This is a genomic window from Vreelandella subterranea (genome assembly GCF_900111305.1).
GTDB classification, from domain to species: Bacteria; Pseudomonadota; Gammaproteobacteria; order Pseudomonadales; family Halomonadaceae; genus Vreelandella; species Vreelandella subterranea.
Map to the genome: position 1 here is coordinate 91,572 of NZ_FOGS01000002.1, position 26,338 is coordinate 117,909.

The window sequence follows — 26,338 nt, forward strand, 5'->3', positions numbered from 1 at the left end:
GTTCACTCCTTCTGCTGTGTTGGCGCCAAAAGCGCGCGTACACGGGCTAAATCCTCAGCGGTATCGACCCCGGCCGGGTTCACGTCACAGGCCAGCGCGACCTGGATCGTATTGCCATACTGCAGTGCGCGCAGCTGTTCGAGCTGTTCGAGCTGCTCGAGGCTCGACGCGGGCCAGTCGCAGTAGGCATGCAGAAAGCTGACCCGATAGGCATAAAGGCCAATATGGCGTAGCCACGCATCCGTGCCGAGTACCGCGGGGGGCTGCGAAAATTGTTCACGGTCCCAGGGAATCGGTGCCCGGGAAAAGTACAGCGCCCGCCCCTGAAACGAACGCACCACCTTGACGACATTGGGGTTGAACAACGAATCGATATCCGTAATCGGTTCCGCCAGCGTCGCAATGGAAGCCTGATCGTCGTCCGCCAGGCGTTCGGCCACCTGGTTGATCAGCGCCGGGGGAATCAAGGGTTCGTCGCCCTGGACATTGACCACCAGCGCCGACTCGTCCAACGCCAACTGATCGGCCACCTCGGCCAGCCGGTCGGTCCCGGAAGCATGGTCCTCGCGCGTCATGACGACCTCGGCACCGTAAGGCGCCATGGCCGCCTTGATACGCGCATCGTCGGTGGCCACCACGACACGGCTGGCGCGACTCTGGCAGGCGCGTCGCCAGACATGGGCGATCATCGGCTCTCCCGCAATATCTAGCAGTGGCTTGCCCGGCAACCGGCTTGAGCCATAGCGGGCGGGAATCACCACGGTAAACGACAACGCCATTCACCCCTCTCCTGTGCGGCCTGGTGACGGCGTCAGTTTTTCATCGACATCCAGCGCACGGGCCGTCTCTGGCAACATCACCGGAATGCCGTCTTCGATCGGATAGGCGAGGCCATCGTAAACACAGTGTAGCTCCAGGGCCTCGCGGTCGAACTTCAACTTGCCTTGACACAGCGGGCAGACCAGCATGGCCAGCAGTTCCTTATCCATGAGCGTTTCTCCTGTCTCAGGTAAGCGCTGACAGTTTGTCTGTCAGCCAATGCTCAAAATCAGGTGGAAGCACGGCTTCCACATCGAGAACCCAACTATCCGGCGGGGCGAACGCCTGACATTTCACGGCATCCTTGGCGGTCATCACCAGTGGACGACCTCTCCACCGGTTCAGCAGCGCCTGGTTCAGCGGCTGGTGATCCGCCAGCGGATGCCACTCGCCCGTCACCCCCAGTGATATCAAGGTTGCAAAAAAGCGCTGGGGATTGCCGATGGCAGCCAGGCCGTTGACCGGGGCCTTGAACGGTAAAGGCGCCAGTGGAAACCGTTGGCCATCGCAAAGCCTGCGCCAGCCGCATGGCCTCAGGTGCATGGTGACGCCCTCTACCGGCAGCTCACAAGCGTTATCGCCATTCACGATCACCGCATCGACGCCCTTCAACCGATCTGGCGATTCACGCAGCGGCCCTGCTGGTAGGCAATGGCCATTCCCCAGTCCGCGTGCGCCATCGATCACTACCAGTTCAATATCGCGCGCAAGCGGAAGGTGCTGCAAACCATCATCGCTGATAATCAGGTCACAACCAGCCCGGACAAGGGCCTCCGCCGCCCGGGCACGCTGCGGGTCGACCATGACCGGAAGTCCTGTCTGCTGGGCCAGCATCAGCGGCTCATCGCCGCTCTCGTTTACCGGCGTCGTCGGCGTCACTCGCAGCGGGTAGCGTTCGGCACTGCCGCCGTAGCCGCGTGACACGATACCCGGCGACCAGCCCTGTGCTGCCAGCCGGTTTCCCAGCCATGCCACCAGCGGTGATTTACCCGTACCGCCGAGGGTGATATTACCCACAACGATGACCGGCACCGGTGCCCGCCATGCGCGTCGCCTGCCGGTATGAAACTGGCGCGCCCGACGCTGCATCAGCCTTTCATACAGCTTGCCCAAGGGCTGTAAAGGCCTCAGCCAGCGGCTGCCCTGGTAGGCACCCGCAAGCCAGCGGTCGGCAAGCTTCACTGGGGCTCCTGAAACTGCAGCTGGTGCAGCGCCGCGTAAGCACCGCCTGCCGCCAGCAGGGTTTGATGACTGCCCTGTTCAATAATGCGCCCCTGATCCATGACGATAATCCGATCGGCACGCTCAATGGTGGACAAACGGTGGGCAATCACCAGAGTAGTGCGCCCCTGGCAGACATCCTCGAGCGCCTTTTGGATATAACGCTCTGATTCGGTATCCAGGGCAGAGGTGGCCTCATCCAGAATCAGCAACGGGGCATCCTTGAAAATCGCCCGCGCAATGGCCAAACGCTGGCGTTGACCGCCTGACAGCATCACGCCGTTTTCCCCCACCACCGTATCGTAGCCCTGGGGAAGCTGGTCGATAAACTCATCGGCATAGGCGGCTTCAGCCGCCGCCTTGACCGCCGCAGGGTCCGGATTATTCACGCCGTAAGCGATGTTATCGGCAATCGAGGCATTAAACAGCGTGACCTGCTGGGAGACCAGCGCCATTTGCTGACGCAGGGGGCGTAGCGCATAGTCGTCCAGCGGCACATCATCAATGGTGATACGCCCTTCACTGACGTGATAAAAGCGCGGCAGCAAGCTCACCAGGGTCGACTTGCCGCTGCCGGAGCGTCCCACGATCGCGACCATCTCGCCGGCTGCCACCTCAAGATTGATGTCTTGAAGGACATAGGGCTGATCCTCGGCATAGCGGAAGCTGACGTTTTCAAGCTTGACGCGCCCCGTTAACCGTTCGACACGGTACGAACCGCTATCGCTTTCGGGGGCCACATCCAGCAAGCCGAAGAGTTCGGCGGCAGCGGCAATCCCTTTCTGGATTTCGCTGTTGATTTCCGTCAGCTGACGAACCGGCTTGATCATCAGGGCGGCAGCCGTAATAAAGGCGACAAACTCACCCGGCGTCATACTGGCCATCAATGCCGGCGCCATGGCCAGCCAGACCAGAATGGCCATCGAGATCGCCACCAGAATCAGGATGACCGGTGAGCTGATGGCGCGCGTCATCGCTTCCTTCATGCTTTGGCGGCGGTTTTCTTCACTGACGCGCTCGAAACGCTGCTTTTCATACATTTCTGCGCCGTGGGTGCGAACCACCCGATGACCGGAAAGCGCTTCAGAGGCCACATGGGTCACGTCGCCCATGGAGTGCTGAATGCGTTTGGAAAGCTTGCGAAAGCGCTTGCTGGCGTAGCTCACCACGCCTGCGATAATCGGTGTGACGCCTAAAAACAGCAACGTCAGCATCCAGTTGGTCCAGAACAGATAGCCCAGCAGACCAAGCACGAACAGCCCTTCACGTAGCAAGATGGTCAACGCTTTAGTCGCGGCCCCCGCGACCTGCTCCACATGGTAGGTGACCCGAGACACCAGATGACCGCTGGAATGGTGATCAAAAAACATGCCCGGCAGATGAAGCATATGGGCAAAGACATCGCAACGCAGCGTGTGGATTACGTAGCGCCCGACGTAAGCCATGAAGTAGGTACTTAGAAAGGTCCCGATACCCCGCGAAGAAAACATGATAATGACGAATAATGGAAGAAAGAGCCGGAAGGAGGCATCGGGATTCTGGATGCCGTCAATCAGGCGTTTCATCATTTCCGCCAGCGCCGTACTTGACGCGGCATAAATCACAAAGCCCAACAACGCCAGGCTAAAGGCACGCCAATGCGGTTTTACATAGGTTAATAAACGTTTATAGAGGACCCAGCCTGATTCAGTCACACGAGCTCCTAAGCAATAGCGTGCAGTGGAAGAATTCTACCTGATGGCGCTGCGCATCAACACCGCTGTCGAGGCGTCGACCCGCGCAGGGAATTTATTTCCAGCGGGGCATCAGGAGAGAGGCGTAACTGGACGGCGCCATCTTGGGCAGTATTCCATAAACAGCTCCCCTGCTCGCGAAAGCGCCGCACGACGTCATCATGGGGGTGACCAAAGGGATTATCGCGCCCGGCGCTAAAAATGACATGCCGGGCCTTGGCCGCCCTCACGAACTGCAGCCCCGAACTCGAGGCGCTACCATGGTGCCCCGCGACCAGGGCCGTGACGGGCGAACGGAGGTCGCCGATCAACCGCCGCTCGACCTGACGACCGGCATCACCAGTGATTAACACCTGCTGCTGGCCCATCTGAACCGACAGCACGCACGACCGGTCATTGGAGGAGGCGTCGCCGAGGCCCGCAATGGGCCACAATACGCGATAATGGACACCATCACGCAGCCACTCATCGCCCCTTTGACAGTCAAGACGTTGCACCGCAATGGGTTCCTGGGCAGGTGCACGCCATTCATCCACCTGGTGCTGGTCGCGGAGCGCCTGCACACCCCCTGCATGGTCACTATCGCTATGGCTGACCAACACTTGGTCGAAATGCTGCCCCGGCGGCCATAGGGTTTCAAGCGGCATGAATCCCGAACGATAGCGTGGCCCGGTGTCCACCAACATCCGCTGATGGGCACTACGCAGTTCTATCAATTGCCCCTGCCCCACATCATAAACGGTGATAAGCAAGTCATCGCCTGCGGGGCGTGACGATGCTGGCCCAAACGGCACCCACATGACAATGATAAGCGCTACTGGCTTCAGCCACCTTGCCGTGCCGGGCAGCCCCCAACATAACGCCACCACAAGAAGCCCCAATGCCCACGGCAGTTGCAGGTAGCGCGGCGGTTCCCATAACGGCCAATGCACCACCGCTACCTCCAGGGCACTGTAAAAGCCCCCCAACCCCTGCTCGAATAACCACCAGGCCGCCGTCGACGCGTAAGGCACTGGCGTCAGCAACCAGCCCAACAGCGCAAGCGGCACCATGAAAAGGCTCATGAAGGGAACGGCGACCAGATTAATCAGGGGAGCCGCTGGCGCTACCCGGCCAAACGCGATGAGTACCACCGCCGCCATTAGCGGGGCCAGCAGACATTGGGACCGCAGCACGGCCCAGCACCATCCTCGCAGGCCCTGCGGGCGTGGCCTGCCTTGCCAGATGATGATCAGCCAGGCAACGGCCACAAACGACAGCCATAACCCGGGTTGCCAAAGGGCAACGGGATCGCTCACCAGTACAGCGGCTAGCGCCAGCCACCAGCCTTGCCAGGGGCCCGGTGCGTGGCGACCACTCAACACCCAGAGACCCACAACGCTCATGATCATGGCGCGCATGGCCGGTGGCTCCATGCCCGCCAGTACCGCATAACCGAAGGCCGCCGAGCCCGCCAGCCACCAGGGCCACGCCCGCAGGCGCCAGCTGCCAGGCGTCAGCCAGCGCGCGGCTCCGCGGGCTAACAGCAAGACAAAAGAAGCGACCAGCCCCACATGCAAGCCGGAGATCACGACCAGGTGGGTCGTACCACTGGCGTTGAGCAGCTTCCAGTCATCCTGGGTAAGCTGGTCTCCCAGGCCGAGCGTCAGCGCCGCGAGCCAACGTCGGGTGCGCGGCGAAAGCGGTTGCTCTTCCAGCATGGCATGTGCGTGGTGGCGAAGCGAGAAAGGGGCAGCGGTTAAGCGCTGAGCAGAAGGCTCCTGGCGGACATAGCCTGTCGCACCGATACCCTCGCGCCATAGCCAGTGGGCATAGTCGAAAGCATCGGGGTTCATAAAGCCGTTGGGCGGACGCAGGCGAAGCGTCATCGCCCAGCGCTCGCCTGGTTTAGGCAATGGCGGCTCCGGGTCGTATGCGCTGACCCGCACCCTTTGCAGGCGCTCGCAGCTTGGCCGAAGGTCCGGGGCCTCACAGCGCTCCACTTCCACTAACAGGCGCAGGCCACTACTGGTCGGCTGGGTATGAGTAATACGCCCTTCAACCCGAACATCCACGCCGGAAAGGCCGGGTGGCAGTTGACGCGCCCACTGGGATTGGATGGCCACCACCCCCCAGCAGACGATCGCCAGCCAAAGACAATAGCGCAAACGTACTGTTGCCAGGACAAGCAGCAAGCTAGCCAGCGCAGCGGTCACTGGCAGCGTATTACCGGCTGGCCCCAGCCAACAGCCTAGAACAGCTCCCGCCAACACGGCCACTGCAACCGGTATCGCAACCCCGATGCGCATACTGCCCTCCCTGGCACCCTTATCAACGCCTTGGCGTAGCCGAGACCCTGTCCCTTATGGATAATGGGCGGCATTCATTGGCAAGAGTGTCCGACATGCCTCGCCGTTTCTTCCAACGCTATATGCCCAAGCCCGATACGCTGAGGCGTCAGCGGTCGCTGCGCTTCATGGCACCGCTGATTGGCGACCCGCGCTTGTGGCAACTGACGCGACGCAGCGTCGCCAATGCGTTCAGTGTGGGGCTTTTCTGCGCTATGCTGCCGATTCCTTGCCAAATGGTGATAGCGGCCATAGGTGCCCGTTTCAGCCGCTGCAACCTTGCCCTAGCGGTCGGCCTGGTGTGGATTACCAACCCACTGACCATGCCGCTATTTTTTTACGGTAACTACTGGATTGGTACCTTTTTTCTGGATACACCGGTGCGCGAAGCTCCCTCCCGCCTTTCGACACAATGGCTGGCCGAGCAAATGCACAACATCATGCCCGCTTTGCTGCTTGGCTCTCTGGTATCGGCCGTGGTCCTGGCCGTAATGGCCAATATTACCGTGCGTCTGATCTGGCGCTGGCACGTTTCCCACCACTGGAAGCGCCGCCGTCAAAAAAGACGGCAGCGGCGAGCCCGGATCGAAGCCGAATTCGACGATTAAGGCTGCTGAACGAGCTTTCCGCCATCCAGTTTCATCATCCGATCCTGATGCCCCGCCAGGCCAGTGTCGTGGGTGACAATCACGAAGGCACAGGCGCTTTCGCGCGCCAGCTCATCCATGAGCGCCAGAATTGTAGCGGCGGTGGTCTGGTCCAGATTGCCCGTAGGCTCATCCATTAATACCAGGCTGGGATCCGTGACCAGCGCGCGGGCAATGGCCACCCGCTGACGCTCCCCACCGGATAATTCACCTGGCTTGTGATCCGCCCTGTCCTGCATACCCACCCGCGACAAGATCTGCATGGCACGCTGCTCGGCCATTTTTTTCGCTTGCCCGCGAATGATCAAGGGCAGCGCGGCGTTTTCTACTGCCGTAAACTCGGCGAGCAGGTGGTGAAACTGGTAGACAAAGCCGATATAACGGTTGCGAAAACGCCCCAGCGCCGACTCGCTCAGCCCCCCCAGGGGCTGGTCCGCGATTACTACACTGCCTTCGGTGGGCCGGTCCAAACCGCCTAGCAAATTAAGCAGTGTCGTCTTGCCCGACCCTGAGCTACCCACAATGGCAACCCGCTCGCCTGCATGCACCTGAAGGTCAAGCGTATCGAGAACGGTTAAATCCTGCGGCCCTTCGCTGTAGGTGCGGGTCAAGCCTTCACATTTCAGCATTACAGGGGCTTTGTTCGATGTCGTCTCAGACATGTTGGCTTCCTTATTCATAGCGCAGCACATCGGCAGGCTGGACACGCGCAGCCCGCCAAGCCGGGTAAAGCGTGGATAGGAACGTCAACCCGAAGGCGGCCAGCACAATGTTTCGGACATCTTCAAAGTGTAAACGCGACGGCAGGTCACTGATGAAGTAGACCCCTGCGTCGAGGAATTTGATGTTCATGAAGCCCTCGACCCAGCCGATCAGATCGGAAATCGTCAGGGCAAGTAACACACCAACGGCGACGCCTACGGCAATCCCGATCAAGCCGATAGCCAACCCCTGCACGATAAAAATACCCATGATCGAGCGCGGCGTGGCACCAATGGTCCGCAATATGGCGATGTCAGCCCGCTTGTCGGTGACGACCATGACCAGAGTGGACACAATATTGAAAGCGGCGACGGCGATGATCACCGTCAACAAGAGTGCGATCATGCGTTTTTCCATCTGGATTGCCTGAAAAAGGTTGCCCTGTGAGTAGGTCCAGTCACTGCCTCGATAGCCGGGGCCCAGTTCATTGAGGATCTCTTGCGTTTCGCTACCGGCGACAAACAGATCGTCCAGCTCAAGACGCAGCCCGCCGATCGCATCACCAAGGCGGCCAAGCGTCTGCATGTCCTCAATATTCGCGTAGGCTAAGTTAGCATCAAGTTCGGCGCCAACGCTAAAGATACCGCTGACGGTGAAACGCTTGAGACGCGGAAATACGCCCGCCGGGGTAATCGAGGCTTCAGGCACCAGCAAGGTCACACGATCGCCCACGTCGACACCCAGGCGCCGGGCCAACATCGACCCCAGCACCACGTTCCACTCGCCCGGCACCAGGTCGCTCAGCTCACCGCGCTGCATGTGCTCGCCAATAATCGATACCTTATCTTCCCAGTCGGGGTGGATACCGTTGACCATGGCGCCTTCGTTACGTCCGCCAACCGAGAACATGCCCTGTTGTTCCACATAGGGGGCCACTCCCTCGACGCGGTCACGCTGCATAATCTTTTCGGCCAGCGACTGCCACTCCACCATGCCCTCACGGGCTTCAATCTTGGCATGCGGCACCATCCCCAACACACGGGTACGCAACTCGTGATCAAACCCGTTCATCACTGAAAGAACGAGAATCAGTACCGCCACGCCCAGCATCAATCCCAGCATGGAGGTCAGCGATATAAACGAAATAAAATGGTTTCGGCGTTTAGCGCGCACGTAGCGCAGCCCCACCAGAAAAGGCAAACGATCAAGCATGGCGTCATTCCTTATAAGTCAGCGCTCATGGTACGGTTTTTTTAGCATCGCTGCATATGTATAAGCGGGCTTTAGAGGCACATCCGCCGCCAGCGTTCCCTCACGATTCTCTATACTTGCAACTTTTCGCGCGAGCCCCTACATTGCGCCGATTCGACTGGCGCCCGACGCGCCCTCTTTTATCTTCGCTGCGAGCGGCTTTACGTTGACCACTTCGACCTATCGTTTATTACCTGAGTGGCATCCTCAGGATGGCATTCAACTCACCTGGCCACGCCCGGATGGCGACTGGCAGGCACTCCTGGGTGGCATTGAAGGCACACTCGAGCGTATTGCCGTCGCCGTGACCCGCCATCAGCGAGTGCTCATCAGCGTGCCTGACAACGCCACGCGCACACGTCTGGCAGCGACATTCGACGCCTATGGGGTACCCGAAGGTCAGTTACGGCTGTGTGTCGTGTCCAGCGACGACACCTGGGCACGGGATCATGGGCCGATTACCGTCGCCGATGAAACGGGGGCATTGCAACTGCTGGATTACACCTTCACCGGCTGGGGCGGTAAATTTCCTGCCGCTCGCGATAACCGGCTGACCCAGCGGCTTGCCGAGGCAGGCGTGTGGAACTGCCCGGTCAGCCCCCGGGAGCTCGTGCTGGAAGGCGGCGCGATTGAGACGGACGGCGACGGCACCTTGCTCACCACCGAGGCCTGTCTGCTCAATCCCAACCGCAATCCGCACATGACCCGGCGCCAGCTGGAACAACAGCTTGAGAAAGACCTGGGCGTCGATCGCGTGCTGTGGTTGGCCCATGGCCATCTGGAAGGCGACGACACCGATAGCCACATTGATACCCTGGCGCGTTTTTGCAACCCGACGACCATCGCCTATGTGCGCTGTGACGACCCGACGGACCCTCACTACCCAGCCCTGCAAGCGATGGAGCAGGAGCTCCAGGCGTTTCGGCAGCGTAATGGCGAGCCCTACCGGCTAATTCCGCTGCCCTGGCCTCAGGCCTGCTATGCACCCGACGATGGTCGCCGCTTGCCTGCCACTTACGCCAATTTTTTGATCATCAATGGGGCTGTACTGGTACCCACCTACGGGGACCCCGCCGACGTTATCGCGCTGAACGCTCTGGCGGTCGCCTTTCCCGAACATACGCTCATTCCCATCGAGTGCAGTCACGTCATTCGCCAACACGGCAGCCTGCATTGTTTAACCATGCAGCTCCCCCGAGGCACGCTCGCCACTGCTCATCAGACCGCGGAGGAATCATCATGAAAAGCCCTGTCACCGTCGGCATCGTGCAACAGCAAGCCTGGCCCGATAAGCCCCAAAGTCTGGCCGCCAGTGAAGCGGGCATTCGCGACGCCGTGCAGCAGGGTGCTCAGCTGGTATTGCTCCAGGAACTGCATGCCACGCACTATTTCTGCCAGTACGAAGACCCCGCGGTGTTCGACCTGGCCGAGCCGCTGGATGGGCCCACTGGCCAACGGCTCGCCGAGTTGGCCCGGGAGCTTGACATCGTACTCGTCGGCTCGCTGTTCGAGCGCCGCGCACCCGGGCTCTATCACAATACCGCGGTGGTATATGACCGTGCCGAGGGCCGCGTGGGCCAGTATCGCAAGATGCATATCCCCGACGACCCCGGCTTTTACGAGAAATTCTACTTCACCCCCGGCGATCACGACGCCGCCCGCGACGAGGGGTTTACCCCCATAGACACCTCTCTTGGACGTCTGGGCGTGCTGGTTTGCTGGGATCAGTGGTATCCCGAAGCCGCGCGCCTGATGGCCCTTGCCGGCGCCGAGCTGCTCCTCTACCCCACCGCCATCGGCTGGGACCCCAACGACGACGCTGCCGAGAAGGCCCGTCAGCAGGACGCCTGGACGCTCATCCAGCGCGCTCACGGCGTCGCCAATGGGTTACCCGTGGTCGTCGCCAACCGGGTTGGGTTTGAGGCCGACCCGTCTAGCGTGGGTGCAGGCATCCAGTTTTGGGGAGGCAGTTTTATCTGCGGGCCGCAGGGTGAACTGCTGGCAAGAGCCGGAGAGACGTCTGAGCAGTTGGTCGTGGAGGTCGATATGGCCCGCAGTGAGAACACGCGGCGTATTTGGCCCTACCTGCGCGACCGTCGCATCGATGCCTATGGCGAGCTGACCCGCCGCTTCAGGGACTAGCCGCCTGACGCTCTTCTGTTGTTAGGCAAAACGCCTGTCTGGTTAATCCCAGACAGGCGTTTTTGATGCCCTGCTTATTTCCAGAAATCGCGGATGGAGGCAATCCCCTGGGCGCCCACGGCGCGGGCGTGATTGGCATCAAAACGCGTCATGCCGCCCAACGCAAAGACCGGCATGCCCGCGCGCTCCACCCACTGCTGAAAATCGTGCCAGCCGATGGGAGCTACATCGGGGTGCGACGGCGTGGTGCGCAATGGCGACAGCGAGACGAAGTCACAGCCTAGCGCAGCCGCCTGCTCCAACTGCCTGGGGTCATGGGTCGACGCCGACAGCCATTTGTTTTCCGCAATCGGCCGACGCTCAAGCTGCATAAGCCGCTCGCTGGTCAGATGTATGCCGTCGGCATCCACCTGATCGAGCAGCGAGGGATCGCCATTGAGTAGCAACCGCGCCCCCACCTCGCGACACAGCGTCAGCGCGCGCTGCGCCCTTGCCACGTAAGCCTCGTGCGTTAGCTGCTTGGCGCGCAGTTGAACCAGCCGGATGTTATCCTCGTTTAGCGCCCGGGTCAGCAGTGCATCAAAACGGGCTTCATCGGCTTCTTCACCGGTGATCAGGTATTCGGTGGGTAGCATGACAGCCCGCAGGATGGGCAAATTTGCTGCCGGGAACGGATAGTTGACCAGTTCCTCCATGGGGACCCAGCGAACAGCCTGGCCTTCGCGGCCAAAGGGTTCACCTGCAAAGGCATGCACCTGCCAGACATCCAGCAGTATATGTTTGTCAGAATACTCATGATGCACCCGGATCAATGGTTGCGCATTGATAATTTCGACGCCCAGCTCTTCGTGCAATTCGCGTTTCAAGCCTTCTAACCCGGTTTCGTAGGGGGCCAGCTTGCCGCCGGGAAACTCCCATAGTCCGCCGTGATCAACGTTCGAAGGCCGCCTGGCAATCAACACCTGCTGCTTGTCAGCACTGATAATGGCAGCGGCTGCCACATGAACCCGTCGTTTAACCATGATATTCATTACGTCTCTATCCACTGTGTGCACACCCGCTGAGCGATAGCGGTATTATATCGCTGTTAAGATCTGTTGAGGTCGAAGCGGCGACGAGCGTTTGCCGCTTAGCTACGATAATCAGCGTTGATCGATACATAGTCATGGGAGAGATCCGACGTCCACACGGTGGCATTCTCGTCTCCCCGCCCCAGACAAATGCGGATGGTAATCTCATCGTTGGCCATCACCTGGCTACCGGCTTCTTCTGTATACCCCGCCGCACGACCGCCGTTTTCCACCAGGCGCACATCGCCAAGCTCGATGATGACCTTTTCAACGTCGAACGCATCGACTGGCGCCCGACCAACGGCGGCAAGAATACGCCCCCAGTTGGCATCAGACGCATAGAGTGCCGTCTTGACCAAGGGGGAGTGGGCAACGGTAAAGGCCACATCAAGCGCTTCCTGGCGGCTACGAGCCTGGTCGACCTGCAAGGTGACAAACTTGGTCGCACCTTCACCATCGCGAATTATGGCCTGCGCCAACTCCGTCATTACCCGCTGCAAACCGTTGCGAAAGATGTCGATATGCGCATCGTTTTCAATGCGCAACCCCGTGCCGGTGGCCGCCAACATGCAGGCGTCATTGGTCGAAGTATCGCTGTCAACGGTAATGCAGTTGAACGAGCGATCGACCGTTTCGCGCAGCAGGCGGTCCAGCAATGCCTGATCGATTCCCGCATCCGTCACTACAAAGCCCAGCATGGTGGCCATGTTGGGCTTGATCATGCCCGAGCCTTTGGCGATCCCGTTGATCACAACCTCGCGGTCACCGATCGCCAAGGTCACACTCGCCCCCTTGGGACGTGTATCGGTGGTCAAAATACCTTCAGCCGCGTGCTGCCAGGCCTGGCCATCACCTGCCAAATCGCCAAGCGCCACAGGAATGCCGTCAAGAAGACGCGCCATGGGCATTGGCTCGCCGATCACGCCCGTGGAAAACGGCAGCACGGCATAGGGGTTGGCACCCACCTGCTCGGCAACCGAGGTGCAGCTGTCCTGAGCGTCCTTAAGGCCTGCGTCACCGGTGCCTGCATTGGCATTGCCCGTATTGATCAACCAGTAGCGAGGAACTTGACCGTTTTCAGCGCTACGCTGAAGGTGCTCCCTTGCCACTTTCACCGGAGCGGCGCAGAAGGCATTACGGGTGAATACCCCTGACACCGTCGACGTTTCGGGCAACTCAATGACCACGACATCACGACGGTCTGGCTTTTTTATCCCGGCCATGGCCGAACCTAAGCGCACCCCGTCTAGAGTCGGCATCGGGGGGAAGGGTATTGATCCTACCGCCATGTAATTCTCCTTAAGCGTGGCGTTTGCACTTTAATCGAGCTTACCGCAACACTGCTTATACTTTTTGCCCGATCCGCACGGACAGGGGTCATTGCGCCCAACCTTGGGGCCTTCGCGACGAACGGGACGGCCATCGGCGCCAGGTGCCTCTTTTGGCGCGTCGGTTTCGTCGGCCGCGGCAGCGTCCGGGTCGTCATGGCGGCTGGCGGCAGTGGCTTTTTCACGCTCCAGCGCTTCACGACGCTTCTGCTCCAGGGCTTCCACTTCTTCCGGCTGGCGGACCTGTACATGGCTGAGAATCCGTGTCACGTCTGCCTTGATGTTCGTCAGCAACTGCTGAAAAAGCTCAAACGCTTCACGCTTGTATTCCTGCTTGGGGTTTTTCTGCGCATAGCCACGCAGGTGAATACCGCGACGCAGATGGTCCATGGATTGCAGGTGCTCTTTCCAGCGGGTATCGAGAACCTGCAGCATCACCTGCTTTTCAAACCGGCGAATAAGCGCTTCACCGGCGGCGTCGATTTTCGCGGCGTAGGCTTCCCGGTGCATGGTGTGCAGGCGTTCGCGCAGCTTCTCTTCGTTGAAGCGCTGATCCGCTTCTGCCCATTCGACCACCGGCGCATCCAGGTTGAATTCGGTTTTCAGGTGCGCTTCCAGGCCCGGCAGGTCCCACTGCTCGGCCAGGCTTTGCGGCGGAACAAAGTCGCTGATGGCCTCTTCCATGACTTCTTCATGGATGCCCGCAACAGCGTCTGCCACGTTATCAGCGGCCAGGATGTCGTTACGCTGCTGATAAATGACCCGGCGCTGGTCGTTGGCCACATCATCGTATTCAAGGAGCTGTTTACGAATGTCGAAGTTGCGCCCCTCGACTTTCTTCTGCGCTCGCTCCACGGCATTGGAGACCATCTTGTGCTCGATGGCTTCGCCACGCTCCAGGCCCATCGCCTGCATCAGACGCTTGACGCGGTCAGACCCGAACAGTCGCATCAGACTGTCTTCGAGGGACAGGAAGAAGCGGGTGGAGCCAGGGTCACCCTGGCGCCCGGCACGGCCGCGCAGCTGATTATCGATCCGCCGCGACTCGTGGCGCTCGGAGCCGATCACGTGCAAACCGCCGGCTTCCAGAACGGCGTCGTGACGCTCCTGCCATTCTGCTTTCAGGGCATCAATCTGCGCCTGGCTGGGCTGCTGGAGTTTGGCCACTTCAGCTTCCCAGTTACCCCCCAGCACGATATCGGTACCCCGGCCCGCCATGTTGGTGGCGATCGTTACCGCTCCAGGACGCCCCGCCTGGGCAATGATCTCGGCTTCACTTTGGTGTTGCTTGGCATTGAGAACGTTGAACGCGAGATTGGCCTCGCGCATCAGGTGCGCAATGTATTCGGAGGTTTCGATGGAGGCCGTACCCACCAGCACAGGGCGACCCGCTTCCGTCTGTACTTTGACGTCCTGGATAATGGCTTCGTATTTCTCTTCCGCGCTCAGGTAGACCAAATCATTGAGGTCTTTCCGCTTCAACGGCCGATTGGTGGGAATCACCACCACATCAAGCCCATAAATCTGGCGGAATTCGAAAGCCTCGGTATCGGCCGTCCCGGTCATACCGGCGAGCTTGTCGTAGAGGCGGAAGTAGTTCTGGAAGGTGGTCGAGGCCAGGGTCTGGCTCTCGCGCTGAACGGTGACGCCCTCTTTAGCTTCGACAGCCTGGTGCAGGCCCTCCGACCAGCGCCGCCCCGGCATGGAACGCCCGGTGTGTTCGTCGACGATCACTACCTGATCGTCGGAGACCATATAGTCCACATCGCGGTGGTAAAGATGACGGGCGCGCAACGCCGAGTGCATGTGTTGAAGCAGGTTGAGGTTCTGAGCCGCATACAAGGAGTCGTCTTCCCCCAGCAACCCCTCCTCACGCATGAGGGCTTCGACCTTGTTGTGGCCCTGCTCGGTCAGTTCAACCTGTTTTTGCTTTTCCTCTAGGACGAAATCCCCTGTGACTGGCGTCTCGTCATCCTCGGATTTCTCGCCTTTTTCCAACTGCTGCGACAGACGGTCAACCACCTTGTACAGATCGGTATTCTCGTCCACAGCACCTGAAATGATCAACGGCGTACGCGCTTCATCGATCAGGATCGAATCCACCTCATCGACAATCGCGTAGTGCAGCTCACGCTGGACTTTATCTTCAAGCGAAAAGGCCATGTTATCGCGCAGATAATCGAAGCCAAATTCGTTGTTAGTGCCGTAGGTAATATCGCAGTGATACGCATGACGCTTTTCGGCGCTGGTCTGACCGCTGAAGATGACCCCGACGGTGAGCCCCAAAAACTCATAAAGGGGACGCATCCATTCAGCGTCACGGCGGGCCAGGTAGTCGTTCACCGTCACCACGTGAACGCCTTTCGCCGGTAACGCATTCAAGTAAACGGCAAGTGTCGCCACCAGGGTCTTACCCTCACCGGTTTTCATTTCAGCAATACGGCCACGATGCAGGGTGATCCCGCCAACCATTTGCACATCAAAGTGCCGCATGCCCATGACGCGTTTACTGGCTTCACGGACCATCGCAAAGGCGTGCGGCATTAAGCTATCCAGCGACTCACCATCCTCCAGTCGCTGACGCAATGTTGCCGTGGTGGCCTGCAGTTCGGCATCGCTTAGTGCCTCGAACTCACTTTCCAGCGCATTAACGTGCTGCACGCTTTTGTGCATGCGTTTTACATCACGGTCATTTTTTGAACCGACGACCTTACGTAATAAATTATTGATCATGTAGTTTCCAACTAGCCACGAGTGCCCTTGCCAGGGTCACCCCGTTCTATAAATGAAGAAGGTTGACTGACTATCAGCCGTAAAACGGGGAAATCTGAGGGGGGCCACGACGACTGAACACATCATGTGCGGCCACTAGCACACTAACAAAACGCTTGAATGCGAAGGGTTTAGGCGACGCTAGGGGCTTCACCACGACCCAGAAGCGCCGCAGAGCACGACGCCGGGTTGCCATCAAGCGCGTCCGCGCACGCAATACAGCGGGCACCCAAATACACGCCACCACGCTGCGCTCACCACCCCGTAGCGCTTCTGCATAAGTCAGGTTAGTCGGCAATAAACAGCCGACCAACAGGCCTGCCAGCCACCACCGCGCCAGGCTATGGCGACGCTGACGCCGAGGCAATACCGAGGCAATGTTCAACGCTTGCGACATGCTGTGGACAAACTCCCGAGCGTGTTAGGCTTTAAGGGTCGGGCAACCTGACGTGAGCCCGGAACCACCTTTGCCAGAAAGCATCTACATAAGGCACCGATGTACAGGTAAAGTACCTATGCATGGGGCAATAAGCGATACCTTAGGAATCAAGCGTATGAGTATAAAGGTTAAGCGATCTCAGGCCCAGCCCATCAGCCGCCTGATGGGCAAGTCGGGCGATATCGGCAAGCTTATGCGCCTCTCAGCGCTTATTGATCAGGCACAACGTCATTTGCAGGCCCACCTGCCCGAGGCAATGCGTGAACATATTTATGTTGGCGGGTTTCGCGACGGTCGTTTGACGCTGATCAGCGGCCAGGCCCAATGGTTAACCTGGCTGCGCTACGAGCAAAATCGCTTGCTAGAGCTCATTCATCAGCTCCCGGGGTTCGAGGGTGTCACTGGGTTTACCTTCAAGGTGCGTCCTGTAAGGACCATCCAGCCACCTTTACGCAACACCCGCTCTCTGTCGAGTTCAGCGGGCAAAACACTCAACCAGTGTGCCGAAGACACCGACCACCCCGCGCTCAAGCGAGCTCTGGAAAGGTTAGCCTCACATGCGGCGCAGGACCATGAGAGCGGCAATGAGAACAACCATAAGTACTGAACCGGATAGCTCAACTCGACAGTTGAGAAAAGACACTCGGGTTCTTTATTCAGCCAAGTCATTTCGACCCTCGCCTTTTCGTTGGTTGCGATGTCGCTGGCGATAACCGTAAGTAGCATTTCTGACGGTTTCCTCGTCTTCCAACCCCACCCCTAGCGCGCCGACAAAAGTGGCCACCGAAGTCGTGAGCCAGGCGAGCACAATGTAATCCAAAAGCTCTATCGTGTGGCCAAGCTTGGTTTCCAGCATGTCGAACGGAACAAAGACAAGCGCTACGATGCAGAACAAAATCAGCAGAATCGCATAATAAAAGGCCACGCCAGCGCTCAATGTCAGCACGGTAACGGCATTATAGAGGCGCGCAAGATATGGCGACGAGGCCTTTCGGGGCGGTTCCCAAAGATTATGGGCAAGAATGATCCAGGCGATCATGGCCAGCATGGCAACCACCATCAGCAAGACGAGGCGGGGCCAACCATAGTGATCGCTGAGCTGCCAAAGGTTGGGAAATACAAGGCCATAGGTACCGGTTGCGAACGCGGCGGCAATAACCCCTTTGAAAGCGGGGAAGATGGTCCAGGGCCGATTGGCGCGCACCATGCCCGCCAGGATGCGCAAGTTTCCGTTGATCCAGGTCTCGGCAATGAAGCGCACGTCGATGGTATGCTCTTCGCTGGTCAGAGTGAGCCGACGTATCGGAAACAACTTCTCGTAAAGATGCGTTCCCAGCAGTTGCCAGGCTCCCTGCCCACGCAGACTCTCATGTACCTTTCGGGATCGCGACGTATGTCGCGACTGGCGAGTGCGGTCCTCGACCGAGCTTCCATGATGCATTTCGTTGGCCAGTTGCAGTATCGCCTCGCAAAGACGACGGCGTATGGTGGTAGCGCCAAAGGTTGGCAGTGAAATTAGCGCAACGCTATTTGCCTTGCTGGCCTCAGCGACCACGAAACGATTCCGCTTGCGGATAGGCAAATCGGTAATGCAGATGACATAGTCCCACTGCCGCTGCTGTTTATAATTGATCAGGTTCCCGACAATATACGTAGAATCCTCTGCAGCACCGATCAAAGGGTCAACGATCAGTTCCACTTCCCAGCTCAGCCGATCGTCGACATAGTCGGCCAAAAGCGGAGGTAGCCGGTCGATTATCCGTCGGGAAACTTCGGCGGGCATTTCTGGAGCAGGCACCAGACCAATTACCTTTCGATGTGCGTCCCCCTCCTGACTCCCACTTGGCTGTTGCCCCTGAGTTTGGCCAATACCCCAGGACATAAACACTCCTTAATCCCATGGTGAATGCATCAGAAAACGCTTTAAAAGGCGCAAGACCCGCGGCCGCGGGACAACATCAAAGCGAAGGTGCGTCCAATGCCGTTGAACGTAACGCCTGTATACCTCTCAATATCTGGGTCAGGCCATTGTATGCTGACAAAAAAGCGGGAAGCCTGGGCTTCCCGCTAAGTGAGTTACGGTGCCAGCTTAGCCTTGCACCTCGATGCGGCGCTGCCCGCCCTGCTCCTTCTTCTTGATGCGTAATTTCAGTACGCCTTTGTCGGCGCGGGCCTCCACATCTTCGTCACTGGCGGCTTCCGGCAAGGTGAATCGACGAACGAAAGCGCCATATGAGCGCTCCACATGACGGAAGCCGTTGCGTTCACTCTCATTCTCTTCCTGGCGTTGTCCACGAAGAGTCAACACGCCATTTTCAAGCGTTACTTCCAGATCCTTGGGATCGATACCCGGCACTTCGGCCTCGATCACATATTCCTCGGGCTCCTCACGGATATCCACTGCCGGACTCCACTGCCCTGAGAGAGAGGGAATGCCGGGTCGATCCTGATCGAAGAGCCGTTCTATCTCGCTGCTGAACTGACGCAGCAAGCTGCTTGGTTCATGATCACGAATGGAAGGTAAACGTGCCATTGAGCTTCACCTCCTTTGGCTTTCACTCTATCTGTACACCTACTCAGATAGAGGCGACAACGCCATTTTCAACCCCCTACGCGCCCTTGAATTCAAGCTTTTTTTAACCTATTTAATAAGGAGTTAAGTCTCGTCTTTCCAGGAAAACACTTGGAGGACACCATGAGTGATGGCAAGAATATCGCCGTGATCGGGCTCGACGATTTCCATCGCCAGCTTCTGGAAGACGTACGTGGTGCCGACAACTATTGTTTTCACGGCCTGATCCCCTACCACCATATCGTCAACCCCGATCGTTATCCCATTGAGGAGTTTCTGCACAGTGCCCAGCGGGAACTGTCGGAGATTGAAGGCGGCGTGGACGCGATAATTGGCCACTGGGATTTTCCCACCACCAGCCTGCTCCCCTTGCTACAGGCGCAATTGGGGCTGAACGGCCCATCGCTGGAATCGGTACTGCTATGCGAAAACAAATATGCCACTCGCCTGGTCGGGGAAGAAATCATTCCCGAACTGTTGCCGCCGTTTGCGCTGGTCGACCCCCGTGATGATGCCGTAGCAGACGATCCACCGTTACCCTATCCCTTCTGGCTGAAACCGGTTGTGGCATTCTCCAGCACCCTTGGGTTCCGGGTGGATGGACGCGAAGATCTCAAACACGCCTTGCAGCAGATTCGCGCCGGTATCGACAAGTTCGCAGCCCCCTTCAACACGCTGATGCAACGCGCCCATTTGGGCCAGCGCCGCGCCTTGCTGAACGGCAAGTTCTGCATCGCCGAAGGCATCATAAGCGGACGCGGCACGACGGTGGAAGGCTATGTGCTAGACGGTGAGCCGCAAACCTACGCGATTATCGACTCCCTGCGCGGGCCCAATCAGGTGAGCTTCGTCGGTTATCACTATCCGTCGGACCTGCCCGAAGAAGTAGGCCAGCGCATGGAAGAGGCCAGTTGCCGCATAGTAAGGCACCTGGGACTTCGTCATACACCCTTCAATATCGAGTTTTTATGGGACGAGGAACTCGACAAGCTACGTATTCTGGAGATCAACCCGCGCATTTCCAAGTCCCACTCCCCCCTGTTCGCGCTGGTAGATGGCGCCTCTCACCACGAAGTGGCCATCGATGTGGCACTGGGTCGTGAACCTCGCTTCCGGCGCGGCGCAGGCCGCTGGCGCTATGCTGCCAAGTTCATGCCCCGGGTCTATGCCCCAGCTAGGGTTACCCGGGCCCCCACCGACGATGACTTGGCAAGATTGCGTCAACGTTTCCCCGATGCGCTGTTTTTCAGCCATGTCCATGAAGGCATGGAGCTGTCCGACCTGCCCAACCAGGACAGTTACAGCTTCGAACTCGGCGACCTCTTCCTTGGAGGTAACAGCCGCGAGGAGTTGACCCGCCACTTTCATGAAGCCATGCAGATACTGGGCTTCAGGTTCTCACAACGCGTGGCTACCAACTATGAATGAGGTGATGATGGAAGCCAAACATCGTGTACGTCAGCTCGAGCATGTCTCGATTCCCATGAGAGACGGAGTGGAACTGGCCGCCCGTATTTGGTTACCAGCAGACGCCGAACAGCATCCCGTACCAGCGATCCTTGAGTACATCCCCTACCGCAAGCGTGATTTCACCCGAACACGGGATGCGACCATGCACCCCTGGTTTGCCGCCAACGGCTACGTCAGCGTACGGGTAGATCTTCGTGGCAGCGGCGATTCGAGCGGCGTGCTGAGTGACGAATACCTGCCACAAGAGCTTGACGACGGCGAGGCGGTGATCGACTGGCTAGCCTCACAACCCTGGTGCAATGGCCGTGTCGGCATGCTGGGCATCTCATGGGGCGGCTTCAATGGCCTGCAGATTGCTGCACGCCGTCCAAAGGCGCTTCAGGCGGTAGTGGCAGTGTCCGCCACCGACGACCGCTATGCGGACGATGTGCATTACATGGGCGGCTGCCTACTCGGCGACAATCTTTCCTGGGCATCGGTGATGTTCGCTTTCAACAGCCTGCCGCCGGATCCGCAGCTGGTCGGTTCTCAATGGCGAGACCTGTGGCATCAGCGCCTGGAAGGTAGCGGCCTATGGCTGGAGAAATGGTTGTCCCATCAGCAGCGCGACGCCTATTGGCAACACGGCTCCGTCTGCGAGAACTATGATGCTATCCGCTGTCCGGTCATGGCGGTCAGCGGGTGGGCGGACGGATATACCAACGCCGTCTTCCGGCTACTCGAGCATCTGAAGGTTCCCCGGCTCGGCCTGATCGGCCCCTGGAGCCACAAATATCCTCACCAGGGCGTGCCTGGTCCGGCCATCGCCTTTCAACAAGAACTACTACGCTGGTGGGATCGCTGGCTCAAGGATCGCGACACTGGCATCGACCGCGAACCCAAACTGCGCGCCTGGGTACAGGACAGCATGCAACCCAGCGCCCATTACCGGCATCGTCCTGGTCGCTGGGTGGCTGAGCACCACTGGCCGTCTAGCAATGTGGTAACCTGGTCTTTTCGACTGGCCCCCGGGCGGCTGATCCAAAAGCAGGAGGAACCTGAAGAAACCGCTGCGCTTACCGTGCAGTCACCTCTTAGCGTAGGTTTCTTTGCTGGCAAATGGTGCTCCTATGCCGCAGGCCCAGACTTACCCCATGACCAGCGCGAGGAAGACGGTGGTTCGCTGGTGTTCGACAGCCAGCCTTTGGAACAGGATCTAACGCTGCTGGGCGCCCCGGAGGTAGACCTTGTGCTTGCCTGCGATAAGCCGGTCGGCATGGTTGCAGTGCGACTTTCGGACGTAGCGCCTGATGGCAAGGCTACCCGCTGTACCTATGGTCTGTATAACCTCAACCACTGGGCCGGCCATGATCGCGCCCAGCCCCTGGTACCAGGCCAGCTCTACCGCATCCGGGTAAAACTCAACGATCTAGGTCAGGTATTCCCCGCCGGTCACAGCCTACGCTTGGCGGTATCCAGTTCCTATTGGCCCCTGGCTTGGCCATCACCAGAACCAAGCCAGTTAACCTTGCATACTCAGGAGTGTCGCCTGTGGCTGCCGACTCGCCAGCCGCAGCCAGAGGATGACGAAGTAGCCTTTGAAGCGCCGACCGCACCGACACCGCCGCCAGTAACCCAACTGGAACCTGGCGAACACCGCTGGCTGATTCACCGGGATCTACAAACCAATCACTCTACCCTTGAAGTCATCAAGGACGAGGGGCGCTATCACCTTGAGGATATCGATCTGGTGATTACTGATCGTACTCGGGAACTCTACTCACATGAAGGCGACGACTTCCAGTCGATACGCGGCGAGGTGGTGGCTGAGCGTCAACTACAGCGACAAGATTGGGATGTACGCACCCGGACGCGCACTTTGCTCACGTCGGACAGCGAACGTTTCCTGATAGATGCTGAGCTGGATGCTTACGAGAACAACCGGCGAGTGTTTTCACGCAACTTTTCAAAATCCATCCCAAGACGCTTTCTTTAAATCATTGCGGTCCATGAACGAAAAACGCACCGCCTGGGCGGTGCGTTTTTGGGAGATCCATCCAGCAAGGCTAGCACTACGCCATGGCAGGTGCCGAGTAGGAAATCGGTGCAACCGCTTTTTCTTCTTCAAAGGTGACAATTTCATAGGCATCGGGCTGAGCAAGTAACTCGCGACACAGTTGATTGTTCAATGCGTGGCCCGACTTAACACCACGGAACTCGCCAATCAGGCTATGCCCCAACTGGTACAGGTCACCAATGGCATCCAGCACCTTGTGCTTGACAAACTCGTCTTCGTAGCGCAACCCGCCCTCGTTGACGATTCGATAGTCATCGACAACGATCGCATTATCCAGGCTTCCGCCTAATGCCAGGTTGTTAGAGCGCAAGAATTCAAGGTCGCGCATAAACCCGAAGGTACGCGCCCGGGAGACTTCTTTAACGAAGGAGGTCGTCGAAAAGTCGATCAGTGCCGTTTGCTTTTGCTGGTCGAACACCGGGTGATCAAAGTCGATGGCAAAGGAAACCTTGAACCCCTGATGGGGCAGGAAAGTCGCCTCTTTATCGTCTTCTGTCACGCTGACCGGACGCTTGATGCGAATAAATTTCTTGGCTGCTTCCTGCTCCAGAATACCCGCCGATTGAATCAGGAAGACGAACGGGCTTGCACTGCCGTCCATGATAGGTACTTCTGGGGCGCTAACATCGACATACGCATTGTCGATGCCCAATCCAGCAAACGCCGACATCAAATGTTCGACAGTCGCCACTTTGACACCCTGATAGCTGAGTGCAGTACACAGCTTGGTATCTTCAACCAACGCTGCGCGGGCAGGCACCTGGGCCATTGGCTCCAGGTCCGTTCTGACAAACACAATCCCCGTATTAGCGGGCGCCGGACGCAAAGCCATATGAACTTTCTTACCCGAGTGTAAACCCACTCCGGTGGCACGAATGATATTTTGTAAGGTGCGTTGTCTGATCATGGGCAGTGGTCGAACTCTAATAACGGGGATAACCGCAAGGGATGAAAGTTATCAAACAGTGTTCACTTTAACAGCAAACGAGAATTTTGACCAATAAAACTCTCGTTTGTCGGTAGCATGAACCTGATAGCTTGTATCAATCCGCCTGGCGGCGCAGGAACGCGGGAATGTCAAGATAATCGTCAGCATCCGCAGCGCGACGCTTTTCAGGGCGTGCAGGCGTGCTTTCCGCAGCTTCGGCACGGCTGCTTGCCTGCTGGCGCATTACCGTGGGCTGCTGCAGCTTGCGGTAATCTGCCGAGGTTTCAGCCGCACGGCGAGCCGGTTCACGGGTTGCCGCTTTCGGCTGACCACCGTCCAAGCCTGCCGCCACGACTGTGACACGCAGCTCGTCGGACATTTCCATGTCGATGGAAGTTCCCACGACGATCGTCGCTTCCTGGGAGGCAAATTCCTGTACCGTGGCACCCACGTCGTTGAACTCACCAATCGAGAGGTCTGGACCGGCTGTGATGTTGACCAGGATGCCGCGCGCACCGTGCAGATCGATATCTTCCAGCAGCGGGCTGCGAATGGCCTTTTCGGCGGCTTCACGAGCACGGTTCTCACCAGTCGCACCGCCGGTGCCCATCATCGCCATGCCCATCTCGGACATCACCGTGCGCACGTCGGCAAAGTCGACGTTGATAATGCCCGGGCTGGTAATCAGCTCGGCAATGCCCTGGACAGCGCCCAGCAGCACATCGTTGGCTGCGCTGAAGGCGGTCAACAAGGTGGCGTTTTTGCCCAGCACAGAAAGCAGTTTCTCGTTGGGAATGGTGATCAGCGAATCCACATGCTCCGAGAGCTCTTTCATGCCCTCTTCTGCCGCGCGCATACGCTTGGGCCCTTCAAACGGGAAGGGGCGCGTCACGACCGCCACCGTCAGAATGCCCAATTCCTTGGCCACCTGCGCGACCACGGGTGCACCACCAGTGCCTGTACCACCGCCCATGCCAGCGGTGATGAAGACCATGTCAGCGCCGTTGAGAAGCTCAGCGATACGCTCACGATCTTCCATCGCTGCCTGACGGCCGACATCCGGGTTAGCGCCTGCTCCCAGGCCCTTGGTGATTTCCCCGCCAAGCTGCAGAACCGTCTTGGCGGATACCCGCTTTAACGCCTGAGCATCGGTATTGGCGCAGATGAACTCGACGCCTTCGATGTTGCTTTCGACCATGTGGTTGACAGCGTTGCCACCACCGCCGCCAACGCCAACCACTTTGATGACCGCACTGCTCGAGGGTGCGCTATCTACCAATTCGAACATAAGCCCCGTCTCCTGAACCGCGCTTGCGGCCCTGTCAGAAATTTCCTTTGAACCAGCCTTTGATTCTTGCCAGCGCTGCACTGCCATCCTTGACGTCACGCCGGGAGACGTCAGTACGCCCCTTGTGTACAGGGATGACTCCCCGTTGACTTTCTCGACCATGCCCATGGCGGGATTCCTGCAATGCATAATGCAGTAAACCCACACCCGTTGCATAGATAGGGTTGCGTACGACGTCTGACAACCCTTTGACATTTTGCGGGCACGCAATACGAACGGGCATATGAAAAATCTCTTCTGCCAGCTCGCCCACGCCTTCCATACGTGACGTACCGCCGGTCAGCACAATACCGGCAGCGACCATGTCCTCATAGCCGCTGCGACGCAGCTCGTCTCTGACCAGCGTAAAAAGCTCCTCATAGCGTGGCTCAACCACTTCGGCCAGGGCCTGCCGGGAAAGATCCCGAGCTGGCCTGTCACCAACGCTAGGTACCTTGATCATTTCATCGCTTGCCGCCAGTTGCGTCAGGGCGCAAGCATATTTCACCTTGATCTCTTCGGCGTGCTGTGTAGGCGTCCGCAACGCCATGGCAATATCGTTGGTGACCTGATCGCCCGCGATCGGAATCACCGCCGTATGACGAATGGCGCCTTCGGTGAATATCGCCATATCGGTCGTTCCACCGCCAATATCGACCATGCAAACACCCAGCTCGCGCTCGTCCTCGGTCAATACTGCCATGCTGGACGCCAACTGCTCGAGGATAATGGCATCCACATCCAAACCACAGCGACGCACACACTTTTCAATGTTCTGCACCGCATTGAGCGCCGCGGTTACCAGATGGACCTGGGCCTCAAGGCGGACTCCCGACATTCCCAGGGGTTCACGAATGCCGCCCTGAGCGTCGATCGAGAACTCCTGCGGCAGTACATGCAGAACCCGCTGCCCTTCTGAAACAGCCCGGGCACGGGCCGAGTCAATCACTCGCTCGATATCCGAGGGCGTCACTTCGCGTTCTTTGATGGCCACCACGCCATCGGAATTCATTGACTTGATATGGCTGCCAGCAACGCCGACATAGACAGAATGAATGTCGCAGCCCGCCATCAACTCGGCTTCTTCAACGGCGCGCTGAATCGACTGTACGGTCGATTCGATATTAATGACCACACCGCGTTTCATGCCCCGGGACGGGTGAGAGCCAATACCCGCAATTTCAATTCCACCATCGTCGGTTGGTTGACCGACGATCGCGACGACCTTGGACGTTCCAATGTCCAGCCCGACCACCATGTTGGATGCGTTGGGTGAGCCTGCCATGAGTCGGGAAATCTCCTTGTCGGCTTAAATAAAAAAACAATTAACGTTCAATTCTACATGGGCACTAGTTAATAAGAGTGCCAACTTGTGTCTTTGCAATGCTGATCAATGAGCCAACTTAACCGGCAATATTAACATTTATAATTGACGATTGGCTCATAGTATAGAAACAATTAGCGCATTACGACTAGTCAATCATCACAATAGTCGCCTTCAAAGCGAAATAAAACCCCATTCGCGCGGTTTTCA

22 protein-coding genes are annotated in these 26,338 nt (G+C 58.4%); 6 read left to right on the forward strand and 16 right to left on the reverse strand.

Annotation, left to right across the window (positions count from 1 at the left end; translation table 11 throughout):
- Positions 1–2: 2 nt before the first annotated feature.
- The 5 genes from kdsB to BMX75_RS03305 are packed head-to-tail and all read right to left on the reverse strand — an operon-like array spanning position 3 to position 6,061.
- Complete coding sequence (gene kdsB / locus BMX75_RS03285; RefSeq protein WP_092825246.1) at positions 3–779, reverse strand: 3-deoxy-manno-octulosonate cytidylyltransferase; 777 nt, start codon at positions 777–779, stop codon at positions 3–5.
- A complete protein-coding gene (locus BMX75_RS03290; RefSeq protein WP_092825248.1) occupies positions 780–989 on the reverse strand; it encodes a Trm112 family protein in 210 nt (69 codons plus the stop codon).
- 16 nt (positions 990–1,005) lie between these two features.
- Entirely contained in the window at positions 1,006–2,001 is a 996-nt protein-coding gene (gene lpxK / locus BMX75_RS03295) for a tetraacyldisaccharide 4'-kinase (protein ID WP_092825250.1), read from the reverse strand.
- A complete protein-coding gene (gene msbA / locus BMX75_RS03300) occupies positions 1,998–3,734 on the reverse strand; it encodes a lipid A export permease/ATP-binding protein MsbA (protein ID WP_092825252.1) in 1,737 nt (578 codons plus the stop codon). The genes lpxK and msbA overlap by 4 nt, the downstream gene beginning before the upstream one ends.
- A 56-nt stretch (positions 3,735–3,790) precedes the next feature.
- Complete coding sequence (locus tag BMX75_RS03305; protein WP_092825254.1) at positions 3,791–6,061, reverse strand: DNA internalization-related competence protein ComEC/Rec2; 2,271 nt, start codon at positions 6,059–6,061, stop codon at positions 3,791–3,793.
- A 95-nt stretch (positions 6,062–6,156) separates the two neighbouring features.
- Here BMX75_RS03305 and BMX75_RS03310 point away from each other — a divergent pair, with 95 nt between their 5' ends.
- Positions 6,157–6,708, forward strand: coding sequence for a DUF2062 domain-containing protein (locus BMX75_RS03310; protein WP_092825256.1), 552 nt, complete (start codon positions 6,157–6,159; stop codon positions 6,706–6,708).
- On the opposite strand, the gene BMX75_RS03315 is transcribed toward BMX75_RS03310, so the two are convergent.
- Both BMX75_RS03315 and BMX75_RS03320 read right to left on the reverse strand, forming a co-directional pair.
- Positions 6,705–7,409 (reverse strand): ABC transporter ATP-binding protein, encoded by a 705-nt coding sequence (locus tag BMX75_RS03315; RefSeq protein ID WP_092825258.1) that lies wholly within the window; start codon positions 7,407–7,409, stop codon positions 6,705–6,707. The two genes, BMX75_RS03310 and BMX75_RS03315, sit on opposite strands and share 4 nt — an antisense overlap.
- Positions 7,410–7,419: 10 nt before the next feature.
- Positions 7,420–8,661, reverse strand: coding sequence for a lipoprotein-releasing ABC transporter permease subunit (locus tag BMX75_RS03320; RefSeq protein ID WP_092825260.1), 1,242 nt, complete (start codon positions 8,659–8,661; stop codon positions 7,420–7,422).
- Between the two features lie 205 nt (positions 8,662–8,866).
- Between BMX75_RS03320 and BMX75_RS03325 the strand changes: the two genes are divergently transcribed.
- Positions 8,867–9,943, forward strand: coding sequence for an agmatine deiminase family protein (locus BMX75_RS03325; RefSeq protein ID WP_092825262.1), 1,077 nt, complete (start codon positions 8,867–8,869; stop codon positions 9,941–9,943).
- Positions 9,940–10,842, forward strand: a complete 903-nt coding sequence (locus BMX75_RS03330; RefSeq protein WP_092825264.1) for a carbon-nitrogen hydrolase — start codon at positions 9,940–9,942, stop codon at positions 10,840–10,842. Before BMX75_RS03325 ends, BMX75_RS03330 begins: the two co-directional genes overlap by 4 nt.
- A gap of 74 nt (positions 10,843–10,916) precedes the next feature.
- On the opposite strand, the gene BMX75_RS03335 is transcribed toward BMX75_RS03330, so the two are convergent.
- From BMX75_RS03335 to BMX75_RS03350, 4 genes are all read right to left on the reverse strand, one after another.
- Positions 10,917–11,873 carry a Nudix family hydrolase gene (locus BMX75_RS03335; protein WP_245748331.1) on the reverse strand — a complete coding sequence of 319 codons (957 nt, stop codon included), beginning with the start codon at positions 11,871–11,873 and terminating at the stop codon, positions 10,917–10,919.
- A 98-nt stretch (positions 11,874–11,971) separates the two neighbouring features.
- Positions 11,972–13,201, reverse strand: a complete 1,230-nt coding sequence (gene argJ / locus BMX75_RS03340; protein ID WP_092825266.1) for a bifunctional glutamate N-acetyltransferase/amino-acid acetyltransferase ArgJ — start codon at positions 13,199–13,201, stop codon at positions 11,972–11,974.
- 30 nt (positions 13,202–13,231) lie between these two features.
- The gene (gene secA / locus BMX75_RS03345; RefSeq protein ID WP_092825268.1) at positions 13,232–15,973 is read right to left on the reverse strand and encodes a preprotein translocase subunit SecA; all 2,742 of its coding nucleotides are present in this window, start codon (positions 15,971–15,973) and stop codon (positions 13,232–13,234) included.
- Between the two features lie 73 nt (positions 15,974–16,046).
- Positions 16,047–16,409 (reverse strand): hypothetical protein, encoded by a 363-nt coding sequence (locus BMX75_RS03350; protein WP_092825270.1) that lies wholly within the window; start codon positions 16,407–16,409, stop codon positions 16,047–16,049.
- Positions 16,410–16,566: 157 nt separating this feature from the next.
- Here BMX75_RS03350 and BMX75_RS03355 point away from each other — a divergent pair, with 157 nt between their 5' ends.
- Positions 16,567–17,058: a DUF721 domain-containing protein gene (locus BMX75_RS03355; protein WP_092825271.1), complete on the forward strand. Its 492-nt coding sequence runs from the start codon at positions 16,567–16,569 to the stop codon at positions 17,056–17,058.
- Between the two features lie 45 nt (positions 17,059–17,103).
- Here BMX75_RS03355 and BMX75_RS03360 read toward each other — a convergent pair whose 3' ends face one another.
- The gene (locus BMX75_RS03360) at positions 17,104–18,333 is read right to left on the reverse strand and encodes a hypothetical protein (protein ID WP_092825273.1); all 1,230 of its coding nucleotides are present in this window, start codon (positions 18,331–18,333) and stop codon (positions 17,104–17,106) included.
- Between the two features lie 207 nt (positions 18,334–18,540).
- Positions 18,541–18,984 carry an Hsp20/alpha crystallin family protein gene (locus BMX75_RS03365; protein WP_092825275.1) on the reverse strand — a complete coding sequence of 148 codons (444 nt, stop codon included), beginning with the start codon at positions 18,982–18,984 and terminating at the stop codon, positions 18,541–18,543.
- A 162-nt stretch (positions 18,985–19,146) separates the two neighbouring features.
- On the opposite strand from BMX75_RS03365, the gene BMX75_RS03370 reads away from it, so the two are divergent.
- Together BMX75_RS03370 and BMX75_RS03375 are read left to right on the forward strand one after the other, a co-directional pair.
- Complete coding sequence (locus tag BMX75_RS03370) at positions 19,147–20,451, forward strand: ATP-grasp domain-containing protein (protein ID WP_092825278.1); 1,305 nt, start codon at positions 19,147–19,149, stop codon at positions 20,449–20,451.
- A 7-nt stretch (positions 20,452–20,458) separates the two neighbouring features.
- Positions 20,459–22,468, forward strand: coding sequence for a CocE/NonD family hydrolase (locus BMX75_RS03375; RefSeq protein ID WP_245748332.1), 2,010 nt, complete (start codon positions 20,459–20,461; stop codon positions 22,466–22,468).
- 76 nt (positions 22,469–22,544) lie between these two features.
- Here the strand turns inward: BMX75_RS03375 and lpxC are convergent, their stop codons facing one another.
- The 3 genes from lpxC to ftsA all read right to left on the reverse strand — a co-directional run bounded on the left by lpxC (position 22,545) and on the right by ftsA (position 26,089).
- Complete coding sequence (lpxC, locus tag BMX75_RS03380) at positions 22,545–23,456, reverse strand: UDP-3-O-acyl-N-acetylglucosamine deacetylase (protein ID WP_092825282.1); 912 nt, start codon at positions 23,454–23,456, stop codon at positions 22,545–22,547.
- A gap of 136 nt (positions 23,457–23,592) precedes the next feature.
- Positions 23,593–24,765: a cell division protein FtsZ gene (gene ftsZ / locus BMX75_RS03385; RefSeq protein WP_092825284.1), complete on the reverse strand. Its 1,173-nt coding sequence runs from the start codon at positions 24,763–24,765 to the stop codon at positions 23,593–23,595.
- A 34-nt stretch (positions 24,766–24,799) separates the two neighbouring features.
- The gene (gene ftsA, locus BMX75_RS03390) at positions 24,800–26,089 is read right to left on the reverse strand and encodes a cell division protein FtsA (protein WP_066321059.1); all 1,290 of its coding nucleotides are present in this window, start codon (positions 26,087–26,089) and stop codon (positions 24,800–24,802) included.
- Between the last annotated feature and the right edge of the window lie 249 nt (positions 26,090–26,338).